The organism is Rhodococcus sp. WS3 (assembly GCF_003797085.1).
GTDB lineage: Bacteria > Actinomycetota > Actinomycetes > Mycobacteriales > Mycobacteriaceae > Rhodococcus_F > Rhodococcus_F globerula.
In genome coordinates this window covers 1,698,059-1,712,508 of sequence record NZ_RKMA01000001.1, presented here as the reverse complement: position 1 = coordinate 1,712,508, position 14,450 = coordinate 1,698,059, and the positions used below count along the sequence as shown (strand labels likewise).

The window sequence follows — 14,450 nt, the reverse complement described above, 5'->3', positions numbered from 1 at the left end:
CGGCTGGGTGTATCGCAGGCATAGAGCCATGGTGACAACACGCGGTTATGCGAACAATGATTTGACTCTTGCGGAAATTATGTGATGGTCGTTGCAGTGCCCGCTGAACGTTCCTTCGCGTTGTTCGATCTTCGCCCGCATCCTCGAACGCGCCAACTGCGCCAATACTTTCGGTTCATCAAGGCGACCACTAGGCCGGGCGGAGACGACATCCCCTATGCCGCAGGTAGATCGAGGTGCTCGCGGAGTGTGTCGGTCGTGTATTCGGTGCGGTACACGCCACGGTCCTGTAGCGCAGGGACGAGCTTGTCGACCAGGTCGTCGATCGAATCCGTCAGATGGTAGGGGTTGATGTTGAATCCGTCGACCACTCGGTGTCGGACCCAGTACGCCCAGCGGTCTGCGATCTCGCCGGCGGTCCCGGCGAGGTACCGAGAGTTCGGGGCGACCTCGAGGACCAGTTGCCGGATGGAGAGGCCCTTCTCGTCGGCGAGCGCACGCCAACGGGAGATCTGGTCGAGCTTGCCGGTGCGGTCCGCGATCTGAATCGTGCCGCGAGACGGATCGAGTTCACCGTCGATAGGGTCGATGTCCGGCAGGGGGCCGTCGGGGTCGTACGCCGAGAGGTCTTGCCCCCAATAGTGTTCGAGGTAGGCGATGGCACGATGCGGGTTGTACGCGTTCTCGCGGAGCCAGCGGGCCTTCTCATCGGCTTCCTCCGGGGTGTCGCCGATGATCACGGTGACGCCGGGCAGGATGCGGAGCGAATCCGCGGACCGGCCGTGTGCGGCGAGCCGCGACCGCAGATCGCGGGCGTAAGCGGCGGCGTCGTCGAAGTCGCTGTTTGCCGAGAACACGACGTCGGCGTGGCGCGCCGCCAGTTCCCGGCCACCGTCCGAGTCGCCGGCCTGGAACAGCACCGGCCGCCCCTGCTTACTACCCGGAACGGTTGATATTGCGCTGGCGCGCAACAGGTCGGAAGTCCGGGTGAGATTCCCGGCGTGGCCGTCCGGCAGCCATGCGTCGGAGGCGGCGCTCGATGCGACGTCGCCGAGAGACCATGTGGCCCAGTACTCCTTGGCCAGTTCTACGAGTTCGGTGGCCCTTTCGTAGCGGCGCTCGTGGGGGAGCCACCCGCCTCGCCGGAAGTTCTCACCGGTCCAGGCGTTGTCGGTCGTGACGATGTTCCAGCCGGCTCGTCCGTCGGACAGGAAATCCAGGCTTGCGAGCCTGCGAATCAGATCGATCGGCAGACTGTATGTGGTGTTCTGGGTGGCGACCAGGCCGATCCTGTCGGTTGCGCCCGCGAGCGCAGCCAGTTGTGTGATGGCGTCGGGTCGGCCGGCGATGTCGGTGGACAGCACCGCACCCCGGTTCTCCCGTACTCGCTGGCCGTCCCCGAGGAAAAAGGCGTCGAACAGCCCGCGCTCGAGAGTCTGGGCGACCTTCAGGAAAGTGTCGGGGGAGACTTGATCTGCGGCCTTCGGGTCCTCCCATACGGTCTGCGGTCCGATCCCCGGATAGAACACACCGAGGTGAACCTGCGCCTCGGCGTCGTAGGGCGCTCCGGTGTTCGGAGTGGTCATGGCGAAACTCCTCTGGCTCTGAACTAGCGGGTTGTGGACGATGCGTAGCGGCTGACGGGACGCTCGAGCCCGAGCGTTTCGCGCAGGGTTGCGCCGATCCGAGGGGCGCGGTGCACCGATAATTCCTGCAGCGTAGGAACGACGCTCTCGCGCAGGACTTTCAGATCGGTTGTGACGACGGCGGGGTGGATCCGGACGCCATCGACGATGCCGGCAAGGGAACTCAGCAGATCGACGAGGTCGGGTGCCGAACCGGTGAAACGGAGCCGTCCACGGTCGGGCCACGGCGAATGCTCGTCGAGCGCGGCGAGCCGCGACTGTGCCGTCTGGTCGGGGGTGTCGAGAACTACCTCGATGTCGGCGAAGGTGAGACCCTGTTGCCGGGCCGCCTCTTCGGCGATCGCGGACGTGTCATGGCCCGACACCAGCACGACGTCGAGGAGGTCCGACACGCCGAGATCGGCGTCTCCCACGACGACTATCTGGCCCTGCGGGGACCGTGGAGTGATCAGGGGGCCGACGACGTCGAAGAACTCGCCGGAGAACCGGACGTGGTGGACCTTGTCCGGATCGAGGTAGCGGCCGGTCGCGGGGTCGCGGACGACAGCGTCGTCCTCCCACGAATCCCACAGTCGGCGTGCAAGGTCCACGACGTCCCGGACCTCGCGGCTCGCGGCCTCGGCGCTTCGGGGCTCGAAGCCGACGGCTTCGTTGACGTCGACGGAGTTGTCCGCACCGACCACCCAGGCAGCGCGGCCTCTTGACGCGTGGTCGAGGCTGGCGAGTTGGGTGGCGAGGTGGAACGGTTCGGTTGTCAGGGCCTGCACTGTCGGGGCGAGCCCAACCTGCCCTGTCGTCGAGGCGAGGTACGCCGCGCGAGCCCCAGCATCCAACCTGCCCACCGGGTGCAGTGTGCCCTCCGGCACCACCCTGTCGTCGAAGGTGACAAATGAGAATCCGGCTGCCTCTGCGGTCGCTGCGCTCGACCGAAGAATCCGAGGCGATAGTAGCTCGGCGGGTGGGTGACCCCACACCCGCCATGCAGCGGGATGGCTTCCCGCGCCGTCCAACTCGATTGCAAAGTGCAAGAAACCAGGTGATCCAACCACGACCGGGGACCTTTCGAATGAGTGCGGACACGCGCCGGGCTCTACCCTCACCCTGCGCGCTTGCGGAATCAATTGCAGATGCCGCCGGGTCGTCACCTGGAGCACCCCACCGCGCGGGAGGGTTGCCGACCAGCAAGCCAGGGCTTGATGCTGGTGCTCATGACCGTGGCTCAAATCTAACACGGACAATCATCGCCGAAAACCTTTGCACCCCAACATGGAACGCTGCTTATCCGGTTTTGCGGGTGGTGTCCAGCATTGAGATCCGGCTGATTCGAAGATGTGCGGTGCTCGGGTCTTCCTGGTTGCGTATCTGGCTCGACGGTTCGACCTCGTCCACCGGTACCAGCTCGAACTGGAAACGCATCATGACTCGATGTAACTCTATCGCCGCATATTCCGTCCACAGGCTTTCGCGCGAGAGCATCTGAGAAGGTGGGTATCTCGGTGGTCGGCATCGAGGGATAATGAAGGCGAAGTCGGTTTATGCGCAGACCTGGATCATTCTGCACCGACGGAAAAGCGCTCCCGGACAGAACGATTCCCTAAGCGGGTACGTGTAGCACTCCGTTTAGGGGTTTCGCTCCGTCGTTGAGATCTACAAACTTCGACAGCTCAGCTCAAGTCCGCGATGATTCGCTCCGCGAGAGGCTTGGACGACGCCGGGTTTTGTCCGGTGTACAGCTTGCGGTCCACTACGACGTAGGGGGACCACGCCTCGGCGTTCGAGAACCTGCCGCCCTGCTCGCGTAGCTTCGTTTCGAGCAGCCACGGCGCCTTGTCCGCCAAACCTGCCTGGGTCTCCTCTTCGTTGGTGAAGGAGGTCAGGTTGTAACCGTCGAACAGCCAGCTTCCATCGGATCTGCGCGCGGGGAGCAACGCTGCCGGTGCGTGACAGACTGCCGAGACAACCTTGCCTGCGTCCAAGAATTTCACGAGAAGCTCGCCGAAGGCTTTGGACACTGCGAGATCCTCCATCGGCCCGTGTCCGCCTGGAACAAAGACCACGTCGTAGGTATCGGAGTCGATTTCTTCGAGAACGTGGGGTGAGTTCAGCGCCGGCTGCAGATCGGCAATGTACTTGCGCATGCGATCAGCGCCCTCCTGACCTCCATTGACCTCGGGGGCAAGGCTTCCCTCATCGACAACCGGGACCTTGCCTCCGGGTGTTGCGATCACGATGTCATATCCGGCATCGACGAACGCCCGATGAGATTCGACCAGCTCCTCGGCCCAGTATCCGGTGGGGTGGGCGGTCCCGTCGTTGAGCGTCCAGTGATCTGCAGAGGTGACGGCAAACAGCAACTTGGTCATTGCATAACCTTTCGTCGGAGACAGGACCCGAAGACAGGCCCAATCGGTGAAACAGCGTCAGTCAATGCAACACACTGGTCCGGAGAGAATTCCGCATCGGCCGCCTCGGGTGAGATGAGTCATGTCTACTCCGCAGTTGCGGAGCAGCTTTGTGTGTAGAGAATTTTTAATGTTTTTCTGCTGCAATATGTTTGATCGGCAAGCGATCCCACGATGGCCGAATGTTACAGTCGGGTCTCAATTTCAACCGGCGGAAAGCGCGTATACCTGCGCAAACCCCGAGGTGAACACTGTTAGGCATCGAAACTTCAGTTCACAGCGGCCGCCATTCGTGATTGCATGGGTCGTGATCCAAGGAACGCAATAGAGGTACACAGCAATAGAGGTACACCGGTGCCTCGACAAATGCGCAAGTGCAAGGAAACGAAGAGAGCGAACGCGATCGAAATGACCACGCCGCAAAAAAGTATCGACCCCGACCTCGAAGTCGATTGGGTATGGGAAGACGGGCAACTACGAGGCGTGGCGGCCGACGGCGCCGTGAGGCTGACTGCGAATCTCCAACGTGCCCAATGGTCATGGGGTTCGTACACACTCTTTGCCGAGCAATTGGGAGACCAAGTGTGGCTCACATTCGACAAGGTTGTCGATGAAATCGGACGCCTCGGTATCGCGGACACGACTGCTGTCGAGGTATTCGCCCCGTGGATGGGGCAAGCCGCGACACCACTTCGGGCACTCAATTCTCCGTTGACGAAGGAAAAGCTGTCAGCCCTGCCGGCTGAAGCTGAAGTTCCGGATTTTGCCTACGCCGTTGTTGCAGAAGCTGTTCGGATTTTCGAGAATCCCCAAAACCCAAATCTCACTGCAAGGTTCTGAGCGGAAACTCGTGGGTAGTGGCGGCCCACTGCGTCTGACTCAAAGCGGTGCTCGATCGTCTTATGGCGCTCACGGGTGTGAGACCTGTTGCTGTATAACGCTTGCTGAACTCAGTCGCGGAAGTAGAGGCGAAATGCATTGCGCGCAAGACGGATTCTCCGCGAAGGGGTGAAGCGCCGGAACCTGGTCGTCGTGTTGATACGTGCGCGTAGACCGACTCGTACGCGTGGTACCTATTCAAAGGATGAAAAGTACTCGCGAAGTACGTCGTGCGACTCGGCCAGGACCGTCTCGTCGCCGGACGGGTTGGTCCGGAAGGCGTACTGAGCAAGTCGCTCGATAATTTCGACGGCAATGGCGCACTGCAGGTGTGACAAGCGGTTGAAGCGTGGCGCGTGAGTTTCGAACTGCTCGAAGACGAGAACAGCTATCTCGTCGCACCAGATCTGGTCGAGACTACGGATGCTCGCATTCAGATGTTGCCCGACCCACAGTTCGCGAATCAGTGGAATTGCGTACTGCTGTCTGTAGTGACCGACCAGGATGTCGACAATCTCGGTCCACGTCGTTCGCGAACGATTGGTGAACTGACGGGTGATCAGCCCGTACGAGTCGATCATGCATCTCCGTGCGAGTTCGTCCAGAACCCGCTCAGGAGAGTCGAAGAACGGTAGCGGATTTCGGTGTCGTTCTGTTGTCTTCCGTTTTGCGACGGCGACGCCGACGAGTGCTGCGATGGGGAAGATCCCGAGCAATGTGTACTGCCTCTTCGAATCTCTACCGCGGCGCCTGTACGTGACTGGGAACCGAGTCGCGTCACGCTAATCGGCGATGCGATCCACGCGATGAGTCCGGTACTGGCGATGGGAGCAAACACTGCGATGCGGGACGCGTCCGAGTTGACCCGGACGCTCTGTGAAGCCAGGAGCCCTCACGCGTCGCTGGTTGAAGCGGTCGCTGATTATCAAGCCGAAATGGCAGCATATGCGTTTCCGCTTGTGGCCAACTCCCGGGAAACGGGCCGAACCCGCGTCGGGCAAGCATGATTTGCCTTCGCTGCCGACTTGACTCAGGTTCGCTGTACGAGAATCTGCGGGCTACGGCGTCAACCATATCGAGGAAGGGCTGGAAAGACCTGCGCCGTAAACAAATACCTCCGGATAGGATCTCTAGTCGCGTTGTCGGTTTACCCAGATACCACGCAGGAGCATGAGCACGCTTAGGCAAGCGCCCCATCCAAGCGCGGACAGCACCACGCCTACGCCTGCTTGGCCGGTGGCATCAGTACTGGCTGCAACGCTGAATGCAGTCGTGAATCCTGCTGTCGTACCTACAGCGGCGGCGAAACCACCTGCCGTGGTCCAACGCGAGAAATGTGCAGCGACGAAACATGCCAGAATCACAGTTATTCCGCAGGCGACCACCTGCCAAGTGGGGAACTGGGTCGGTGCCGGCAGGCCGGGCCGACGGAACTCGCCCCGATAGTCGACGGACCAGCTCAGCCAGCCCACACAGGACAGAAGTCCCAGCAAGAACGCGACCAGGCCGGTAGTCCACAGCCCCAGCGGACCCCCGCCGGCTGGCTGCGTAGCTGCGGATCGGTTCGACGATTGCTCGGGTCTAGTTCGCTCTGATCGCCAGATTGACGAGATGATGCCTGTACTGATCATCGTGGGCACTCCGACGAAGATGAGCAGCATCCAAAGAAACTGCGGTAGAGCAAATTCGGAATCGACGCTCATTATAGGAGTATGCACCTGGCATGGTTATTGTCGTGGGAACGTGACCCCGATGCGTACGTGAAGTTCTCTTGATGCGTTAGTCGATCTGCATGACAATTGTGCGAGCGCGTCCTGCGACATTCAGCGGGTTCATGCCGACGACGCTACCCAGTGCCCGCCCCGGCCTGTTACTGCCTGGATCTCTCTGTGTTGGGCGGAGTCTGCAGAACTCTAGGCTTTAGTTTGTGGCCGCGCACGAAGGGGCCCGTTGTGTGCAACGGTAGCGATCAGTGCGGGAACCACAATGGCTGATACCGCGAGGACTGCACAGAGAAGCGATCCAAGTAGGGGCCGATCGAACCAAAGTTCTTGTGCCAGTATCAATGCACCTAGTATCGAAACACCGGCACCGACGCCTCGAAGAGCGGACACACGCAGAGGCGGCCTGATGGGGTATTGCCCCGTGACGATCGGCAGCCGACGCCCGGCATTGATCGTCGACAACCGCACTGCGTACAGCCAGTTCAAACCTGTTGCAACGATCAGTAAGATCACACCAAGCACTATCATCTCTGGACCATACCGAATGGCGCGCTGGGGCAGCCGACTTCACCTGATCTGCGATTGTTCCGACTCTGGGCTGTCCGCCCGTCTTGGTCTATGGAGGCGGGCAATAACATGGTTCGATGCGACATGGCCGGAATGCCAGCGTGTCCACGCTAAAGTGTCGTCCATGACGGAGACCGGTACAACTGACCGATGGGAATATTTCACTCGCAGCGACTCCGCCCGGTACTGCTGGCGCTCATCGCTGTTGTGGTAGTCGTCTTCGGACTTCTATGGTGGACAAAGGCGATCACCTTCACGAAGACCGCGTTCGTAGAGTTCAGTGTTCCTCCTCCGTCTGCGCATGTAGTCGATACGTATCAATCCAGATACATTGCCTACGAGAGCTTCGACTCTTCGGAACTGGTTGGGATGATGAGTAATCGGCTCGCGGCCGCACACGGTGGCACAGTATCCGACTACTCGAGAGCATTGACCGTGACTCGGGCACCTGATCGCTCTGGAATGACCTTGACAGCTCGCGGGCGAACACCCGATGCCGCAGAATTGCTGTTGATTGACGCTACCGACACACTCAATGGGATTCTCCGCCAACTCGCTGTTCGAGTGCCCACACTCACGGTCGATCCCGACAACTGAATTGAGCAGCGAGACGGTTTTCGAGATCGGGCGGTGTACTCGCGTAGGCACTTCAGGCCTCACTGGAGGTGGCGGAGGAAGAACCGGCCAGCATCGTCCCCCGCGAACTGCGGGACGCCAGTATGCCCACCCATGTTGGCCTGCAGCGTTTTCTCTTGGGATCCGAAGGCGTCGAACAAGTCCAGTGCCAACTGTCGGTCGTTTCCTTCGTCGTCCCACTGCAACAGAACGTGCAGCGGAATCGTGACCTGACGGGCCTCGTCGAACATGACGCGGGGCACGAAACTCCCGGCGAAGAGACCGGCGGCCACGATTCGCGGTTCGACCACCGCCAGCCGGATACCGATAGCGATCACCCCACCCGAGTACCCGACCGGGCCACTGATCTCGGGTAGTGCAAGCAGGGCGTCCAGGGTGGTCTGCCACTCCGGGACCGCCTTCTCGACCAGCGGGAGGACCAGTCGGTCGATGATCTTCTCGTCAACCGGCTCGCCGGCCGTCAGCGCCCGATGTAGATCGGCGCGGGCCTGCTCGGCTTCGGTTGATCGGGGCCGGGCACCGCTCCCGGGGAGCTCGATGGTGGCCGCGGCGAAGCCGTTCGCCACGCAGTGCTGGGCTCGTCCCGCCAGCCGGGGGTACATTTTGCGGAGTCCGCCGGGGTGTCCGAGCAGGATCAGTGGCGCCGGCGAAGAGGTGGGCGTCCACAGGGTGCCGGGGATCTCGCCGAGGGTGAAATCGCGTTCGAGGCTGCCGTTTTCGAGGCGCCGTTCGGTAGTGAAGTGCATGGTCGTGCCTTTCGGGAGTACTCGTTGAACGGCGCTCCCGGACGACCTATCGCCCGACCGTGACCCTGAGAAGGAGCACCCACGTCGATACGTTCACGGGTACCACCTCCTCGTTCTCTCGCACGGCTTCGAGGAGAGAATAGCAGTGGCCGTCGTCTTCGCCAACAGATTTATCGGTGTTCACCGAGGCCGAGATTTCCACTCGGGGCGACGAGCAGCATCAGACCGAAGGCGAGCGGGTATCCGAACGTCCAGTGCAGCTCTGGCATGGTGTCGAAGTTCATGCAGTAGATGGCGCAGATCAAGGTGGGTGTGAATAGTATTGCGGCCCAAGCATCCAGGATTTCAGGTGGTACCCGTTGCCACTCGGACCCGACCAACCGATCAGAGAGGACGAGGTCAAGCTTTTCGCCGTGCACATTCCACATCTACCCATCGATGCCGAACTCGACTTGCACTCACAGGTATTCACCACGGTCGCAGCCGAGGAGTTCGATTGACACGCAAAGCGATTCGAGGCAGAAACCTCGGTTTGCACTCTGTCCTTGGGACGGTGCTCGTTCGGTCGAGTGGAATAGACGACATCCAGCCGCCGGCGTCCCCTTGTGCCCAAGCCGGAACCGCCTAAATCGTTTGCAAAAGGTTCTTAATACATTTACCTTTGGGACGTGCATTTGTACTTTCTCTAAGACGGCTGAGTAAGGCCTTCCGCGCTCGTCGAGTCATCCGAGCTTGCGGCGGCCGCTCGTTATCGACCCCTGCGTGGGGTCGCCGTCTTCGGCGTACCTGTTTGCCATTGGCAGCCGGTGGGCCTTCTCTAAGGATCCGAATGCTCACTTCTACGAACCCTCAATCCATGCGCCAACGCGCCCAGCTGATCGCTTCCGACGTATCGGTGATGCGCGGTGCGAACCCGGTCTTGAACCACGTCGACCTCAATGTCACTCCTACATCGCGTATCGCCATTGTGGGAGAGAACGGGCGAGGGAAATCCACCCTCCTCCACGTGCTCGACGGAACCCTCACTCCTGACTCCGGCACGGTGCAACGCATCGGAACACTTGGTGTCGCGGAGCAGGAGATGCCGGCACACGACGATCGAACAGTCGGTCAAGCCGTCGCGGAGGCGATAGCCGAATCGATCGCGGCGCTGGCGTCACTCGACGCCGCCATACTCGCGATATCCGATGGAACCGCCGACGGCGCGCAGCGATACTCGGCCGCATTGGAATATGCCGAAGTGCTGAACGCTTGGGATGCCGAGCGACGGGTGCACATAGCCCTCGAAGCGCTCGACGCAGAAACCGATCCTGACCGGTTGCTTGACACTCTCTCCGTTGGGCAGCGATACCGCGTACGTTTGGCCTGCCTTCTGGGTGCCGATGACGATTTTCTGCTACTCGACGAGCCCACAAACCACCTCGACCGAAGTGGTCTCGAATTCCTGACTGTACGGCTCCGAGAGCGCCAGGGAGGCGTCGTTGTCGTCACCCACGATCGCGCACTGCTCTCCGATGTTGCGGAGACCATCGTGGACCTCGACCCCTCACCCGATGACCGGATCTGCCTGTACGGCAACGGCTACGCCGGCTACCGCGAGGGCCGCCTCGCCGAACGTACACTCTGGGAACAGAAGTACGACCACCAACAAGCCGAACATGCCCGACTGAAAGACAGTCTCAGCTCAGCGCAGAACCGTCTCCAATCTGGATGGCGACCGGAGAAGGGAACGAACAAGCACGGTCGCGCGACGCGCGCGGGCGGGCTCGTGCAGAGCGTTCATCGCCGCCAGGAGCAGCTCGAAGCGCACGCGGTGACGGTGCCGGAACCACCCCAGCAATTTCGGTTCCCTGAACTAGCAGCAACAGCCGGTCAGGTGTTGGTGAGTGCGGATCGGGTCTGCGTAGCGGCGCGCTTGGGCTGCCAGGTTTCCTTTACACTCTCTCGCCGCGATCGCCTCGTCGTAGCCGGCCCCAACGGTGCCGGGAAGTCGACGCTGTTGAGCGTGATAGCCGGTGAACTGCAACCGAGTACGGGTTCCGTCCGGAGGTCGCAGGGCACCCGTCTCGGGTACCTCCGTCAGGAAACCGATCTGCCCCTGCACAGGCGGGCGGGTGAGGTATATGCCGCTCACCTCGACGCGCTCATTGCAGCGGGGACACTCGAGCCGTCCGATGCAATCGGGCTTTCGCACCTCGGCCTCCTGCGCGCGCGTGAGTCGAGCAAGCGGATCGGTGAACTGTCGATGGGACAACAACGTCGTCTCGACCTCGCGATGGTACTAGCCGGCAAGCCGCATGTGCTCCTACTCGACGAGCCGACGAACCACCTCTCAGTCGCCCTCGTCGACGAACTCACCGAGGCATTGGCCGCGACCTACGCCGCGGTCGTTCTCTCCACCCACGATCGCCAACTTCTTCGCGACGTCGACGACTGGCCCCCACTGCAATTGACTGAAACGGCCCTGAGCGGGGAATCGGTATGAGCAAACAATTCCGATACCAGCGATCTTCATCGTTGCGGGGCTGATCCCACCGTGTCGCAATGGGAAAGCTGATGTGTACGAATGCCTCTCGATGTTCTGAGATTGCTTCCCGTATGGAGATCCCGAACGTCCTGAACGTTCGCGGTGCCACCGCCCAACAACCGACCCCGCCCGCCACCCGCAAAACCGAACGCGCATCGAACCGCCGAGGCCGATCAATACCGACCCGATCGAGTCGAATGAGGCATTCTCGCACGTATCTACTTGGCCTCAGGCGATCCTCCATTGTGGCCGTTCGGCGATTAAGGAAAGCACGTCAAGCGTGGCTATCGTCTTGTCGAGTGACGTCAATCGGGCCGCGAAGCCATCGGCGCCGATCCCTTGACTGACACCGATGTTTGTCAGATCTAGCTTCGGGTAGTGCCTTGAGTGTATGAATCGCAACATATGTCTCCGTACCGCAACTGGAGGATTCACATGCCGGAGGACAGGAGCAGTCCCTGCGTAGGCGTAAAAGGCGTCAAGGGCAAGGCGAAGGAAGCTTCTGGTGTGGTCAGCGGTAACGACAGCTTGTCTCGGGAAGGACGAGCCTAGCGGGACAAGGCCGAGAGCCAGCGGAAGTCGCCGAGAAAGAAGCAGCAGCCGAGAAAGCTCGCGCGGAAGCAGTCGCGGACGAAGCACGACAACGGTCCGAGCAATAGTCGAGGCCCACTCGTCACCCTCGGTTCGGGGCGTACCTGAGCCGAAGTGCTCGGTTGCTCGATCCATCCTGTAATCAAGAGGAGTTGTTCAATGCCGTCACCTGAATCCGTCCCAGGCGCACCATCCTCGCAAACGCCGGACCTGCGCGAGCCTGTCAAGCCCCGCCAACCGCTGCCTCCCAAGGACGACCAGAGACAGCCTGAGGTGCGCACTGTTGCGGGCGCAGAAGAGAAGGTGAAGGGTAACGGCCGCGGGCAGAGGGGTGAATATCTCACTACCGCAACGGGGACACGACTGTACGAGACCGACCACTCACTCACTGCAGGTGAGCGGGGGCCGACCCTCCTTCAAGACCACCACCTTCGCGAGAAGATCACTCACTTCGATCACGAGAGAATTCCTGAGAGGGTTGTGCATGCACGTGGTGCCGCTGCACACGGAACGTTCCTGGCTAATGGGGCAGCCGAAAGTATTTGCAAAGCAGCCATGTTCGCATCGGGCGCAAGGACCCCGGTATTCGTGAGATTCTCGACGGTGCTGGGTTCTCGAGGTTCTGCGGACACCGTGCGAGACACACGCGGCTTTGCCACTAAGTTCTACACCGACGAAGGTGTTTTCGACTTGGTAGGCAACAACATTCCGGTTTTCTTCATTCAAGACGGAATCAAGTTTCCCGACATCATTCATGCTGCGAAACCTCACCCGGATCGTGAGATCCCGCAAGCACAGAGCGCGCACGATACGTTCTGGGATTTCGTTTCCCTTCACACCGAGGCGACCGCTCACACGTTGTGGAATATGTCCGATCGAGGCATCCCCCGCTCGTATCGCATGATGGAGGGCTTCGGCATCCACACGTTCCGACTCGTGAACCCCGACGGTGAAACGAATTTGGTCAAGTTCCATTGGAAACCGGCGGCAGGCGTTCACTCGCTGGTGTGGGAGGAAGCTCAGATAGCAGGTGGGGTAGACCCGGACTTCCATCGCCGCGACCTCGCGGATGCCATCGAAGCCGGCGCGTATCCGTCCTGGGATCTCGGGGTTCAGGTGTTTCCGGATACCGAAGACGAAATGTTCGAAGGCATCGATCTGCTGGACCCCACGAAGATCGTTCCGGAGGAGATTGCGCCGGTTCAGATCATCGGAACGATGACACTCGACGCCAACCCCACCAATTTCTTCGCCGAGACCGAACAAGTTGCATTCCATCCGGGCCATTTGGTGCCAGGTATCGACATCACCAATGATTCTCTGCTGCAGGCACGTTTATTCTCGTATCTCGATACTCAGATCACGCGTCTCGGCGGTCCCAACTTCGATCAGATCCCGATCAACCGTCCTCATGTACCCGTCAACGACATGCTTCGCGACGGCTTCCACCAGGACGGGGTCCACACCGGGGTAGCGCCGTACCATCCCAATTCGCTCGATGGGGGTTGCCCGTTTCTGGCCTCGGCAGAGAGCGCCGCCTACATCGAAGTGCCCGAAGAAGTTTCAGGCCGTAAGGTGCGTCAGGCACCGGCGACGTTCGACGATCACTTCTCGCAGGCGCGTCTGTTCTACCGCAGTCTGTCTCCGATCGAGCAGGAGCACGTCGCAGGGGCATATACCTTCGAATTGGGGAAGTGCTTCGAGGAGAACATCAAGATTCGGAATCTGGAGATTTTGGCGAACATCGACCCAGTGCTCGCCAAGACGGTGGCGAGGGGGCTCGGGCTCGAGGTCCCCGAACCTACAGAGCCACTGGAGGATTCGGAGCCGAGCCCAGCGCTCTCGCAAGTGGGCGCGGAATGGCCCGTCGACGGCAGGATTATCGCGCTGGCCGTCGACGAGAACTCCGATCTGGATACCGTCGCCTCTGTGCGCGAGAAGATCGTCGACGCCGGTATGGTGCCGCTTGTCCTCGGACCGCACGGAGGGACGATCGGAGAGGGGAAGAACGCGGTGACCGTGCAGAGGACGTATCTCACAGCGCGTTCGATCGAGTTCGACGCAATCCTGTTGGGCGGTGACGCGTTCAGGATCGACGAAGACAAGCTGGATCCCCGTGTTGACACGCTTCTCAACGAAATGTACAGACATTGCAAGGCGATTGGCGTTTGGGGTGAGAACACGGGTGTGCTCGCTGCTGCCGGTATCGACGAGGCTGCACCAGGCGTCGGAGTTGATGCGGATGCAGAAGAAGCTCTGGCCGCAGTCGCCCAGCTCTTGAAGACGCACCGGGTATGGGAGCGCTTCGAGGTACCACCGACCGCCTGACACGGGACGGTCCGTCGAAGCGGGATGATACTGGTCAGCCTATCCAGGAAAGCAGTCGAACCCATATATACGTTGTGACGCATGGTTTAGCTGCTTCCTGGGTTTACCGGGGCGCCGGGCGGGGGACCTCTCGTTGTGAAGCCACCGAGACGTACGGCGAGCGCAGCCCCTGTCAGGATCGACAATCCGCCCGGTGCAGGGGTCGACAACATCATCGTGAAGATCCTGTCGCAATGTCGAGGTGCATGCCGGCACCTTCCGGAAACGCCGCAGGTATTTCGCGACTAGATTGATATCATATTGTAGTGCAGTAACTTTCGCGTCTCATGCTGGTGTACGCTCCTGAGGCCGGAAACGCCCCACCGGGTGAGTCTGTGAGGCGGGCGAATGCCGCACACAGTGAC

Annotated in this window: 12 protein-coding genes, 2 pseudogenes and 1 riboswitch; of the genes and pseudogenes, 7 read left to right on the top strand and 7 right to left on the bottom strand. The window is 60.8% G+C overall.

Annotation, left to right across the window (positions count from 1 at the left end; translation table 11 throughout):
* Positions 1-215: 215 nt before the first annotated feature.
* The 3 genes from EEB13_RS07770 to EEB13_RS07760 form a co-directional block, all read right to left on the bottom strand.
* Entirely contained in the window at positions 216-1,586 is a 1,371-nt protein-coding gene (locus tag EEB13_RS07770) for an NtaA/DmoA family FMN-dependent monooxygenase (RefSeq protein ID WP_141484979.1), read from the bottom strand.
* Positions 1,587-1,609: 23 nt separating this feature from the next.
* Positions 1,610-2,674 (bottom strand): LLM class flavin-dependent oxidoreductase, encoded by a 1,065-nt coding sequence (locus tag EEB13_RS07765; protein ID WP_187328510.1) that lies wholly within the window; start codon positions 2,672-2,674, stop codon positions 1,610-1,612.
* A gap of 72 nt (positions 2,675-2,746) precedes the next feature.
* A riboswitch (SAM riboswitch) is annotated at positions 2,747-2,860 on the bottom strand.
* Between the two features lie 450 nt (positions 2,861-3,310).
* Complete coding sequence (locus tag EEB13_RS07760; protein WP_141484978.1) at positions 3,311-4,009, bottom strand: type 1 glutamine amidotransferase domain-containing protein; 699 nt, start codon at positions 4,007-4,009, stop codon at positions 3,311-3,313.
* Between the two features lie 447 nt (positions 4,010-4,456).
* Here EEB13_RS07760 and EEB13_RS07755 point away from each other — a divergent pair, with 447 nt between their 5' ends.
* Complete coding sequence (locus EEB13_RS07755; protein ID WP_141484977.1) at positions 4,457-4,888, top strand: hypothetical protein; 432 nt, start codon at positions 4,457-4,459, stop codon at positions 4,886-4,888.
* Positions 4,889-5,121: 233 nt separating this feature from the next.
* Here the strand turns inward: EEB13_RS07755 and EEB13_RS07750 are convergent, their stop codons facing one another.
* Entirely contained in the window at positions 5,122-5,508 is a 387-nt protein-coding gene (locus EEB13_RS07750; protein ID WP_141484976.1) for a hypothetical protein, read from the bottom strand.
* A 63-nt stretch (positions 5,509-5,571) separates the two neighbouring features.
* Between EEB13_RS07750 and EEB13_RS07745 the strand changes: the two genes are divergently transcribed.
* The gene (locus tag EEB13_RS07745) at positions 5,572-5,934 is read left to right on the top strand and encodes an FAD-dependent oxidoreductase (RefSeq protein WP_261984465.1); all 363 of its coding nucleotides are present in this window, start codon (positions 5,572-5,574) and stop codon (positions 5,932-5,934) included.
* A gap of 123 nt (positions 5,935-6,057) precedes the next feature.
* On the opposite strand, the gene EEB13_RS07740 is transcribed toward EEB13_RS07745, so the two are convergent.
* Entirely contained in the window at positions 6,058-6,630 is a 573-nt protein-coding gene (locus EEB13_RS07740) for a hypothetical protein (protein ID WP_141484975.1), read from the bottom strand.
* Between the two features lie 738 nt (positions 6,631-7,368).
* Here EEB13_RS07740 and EEB13_RS07735 point away from each other — a divergent pair.
* A complete protein-coding gene (locus tag EEB13_RS07735) occupies positions 7,369-7,815 on the top strand; it encodes a hypothetical protein (RefSeq protein ID WP_045064373.1) in 447 nt (148 codons plus the stop codon).
* A gap of 59 nt (positions 7,816-7,874) precedes the next feature.
* Here the strand turns inward: EEB13_RS07735 and EEB13_RS07730 are convergent, their stop codons facing one another.
* Both EEB13_RS07730 and EEB13_RS31960 read right to left on the bottom strand, forming a co-directional pair.
* Positions 7,875-8,600, bottom strand: a complete 726-nt coding sequence (locus EEB13_RS07730; protein WP_141484974.1) for an alpha/beta hydrolase — start codon at positions 8,598-8,600, stop codon at positions 7,875-7,877.
* 170 nt (positions 8,601-8,770) lie between these two features.
* Positions 8,771-8,941 (bottom strand): annotated as a pseudogene (locus EEB13_RS31960) (CorA family divalent cation transporter); the annotation flags it as partial.
* Between the two features lie 18 nt (positions 8,942-8,959).
* Here EEB13_RS31960 and EEB13_RS31450 point away from each other — a divergent pair.
* The 4 genes and pseudogenes from EEB13_RS31450 (at position 8,960) to EEB13_RS07710 (ending at position 14,046) form a co-directional block, all read left to right on the top strand.
* A complete protein-coding gene (locus tag EEB13_RS31450) occupies positions 8,960-9,100 on the top strand; it encodes a hypothetical protein (protein ID WP_162487717.1) in 141 nt (46 codons plus the stop codon).
* A gap of 329 nt (positions 9,101-9,429) precedes the next feature.
* Positions 9,430-11,085, top strand: coding sequence for an ABC-F family ATP-binding cassette domain-containing protein (locus EEB13_RS07720; protein ID WP_141484973.1), 1,656 nt, complete (start codon positions 9,430-9,432; stop codon positions 11,083-11,085).
* 477 nt (positions 11,086-11,562) lie between these two features.
* Positions 11,563-11,786, top strand: a pseudogene (locus tag EEB13_RS31955) (CsbD family protein).
* 91 nt (positions 11,787-11,877) lie between these two features.
* Positions 11,878-14,046 carry a catalase gene (locus EEB13_RS07710; RefSeq protein WP_141484972.1) on the top strand — a complete coding sequence of 723 codons (2,169 nt, stop codon included), beginning with the start codon at positions 11,878-11,880 and terminating at the stop codon, positions 14,044-14,046.
* The last annotated feature ends 404 nt before the right edge of the window (positions 14,047-14,450 follow it).

What these genes read in the sequence shown, in the direction of transcription:
- EEB13_RS07735 (WP_045064373.1), top strand. Translation starts at nt 7,369, where the DNA reads ATGGGAATATTTCACTCGCAGCGACTCCGCCCGGTACTGCTGGCGCTC.
- EEB13_RS07730 (WP_141484974.1), bottom strand. Translation starts at nt 8,600, where the DNA reads ATGCACTTCACTACCGAACGGCGCCTCGAAAACGGCAGCCTCGAACGC.
- EEB13_RS07710 (WP_141484972.1), top strand. Translation starts at nt 11,878, where the DNA reads ATGCCGTCACCTGAATCCGTCCCAGGCGCACCATCCTCGCAAACGCCG.
- EEB13_RS07750 (WP_141484976.1), bottom strand. Translation starts at nt 5,508, where the DNA reads ATGATCGACTCGTACGGGCTGATCACCCGTCAGTTCACCAATCGTTCG.
- EEB13_RS07770 (WP_141484979.1), bottom strand. Translation starts at nt 1,586, where the DNA reads ATGACCACTCCGAACACCGGAGCGCCCTACGACGCCGAGGCGCAGGTT.
- EEB13_RS07740 (WP_141484975.1), bottom strand. Translation starts at nt 6,630, where the DNA reads ATGAGCGTCGATTCCGAATTTGCTCTACCGCAGTTTCTTTGGATGCTG.
- EEB13_RS07755 (WP_141484977.1), top strand. Translation starts at nt 4,457, where the DNA reads ATGACCACGCCGCAAAAAAGTATCGACCCCGACCTCGAAGTCGATTGG.
- EEB13_RS07720 (WP_141484973.1), top strand. Translation starts at nt 9,430, where the DNA reads ATGCTCACTTCTACGAACCCTCAATCCATGCGCCAACGCGCCCAGCTG.
- EEB13_RS07760 (WP_141484978.1), bottom strand. Translation starts at nt 4,009, where the DNA reads ATGACCAAGTTGCTGTTTGCCGTCACCTCTGCAGATCACTGGACGCTC.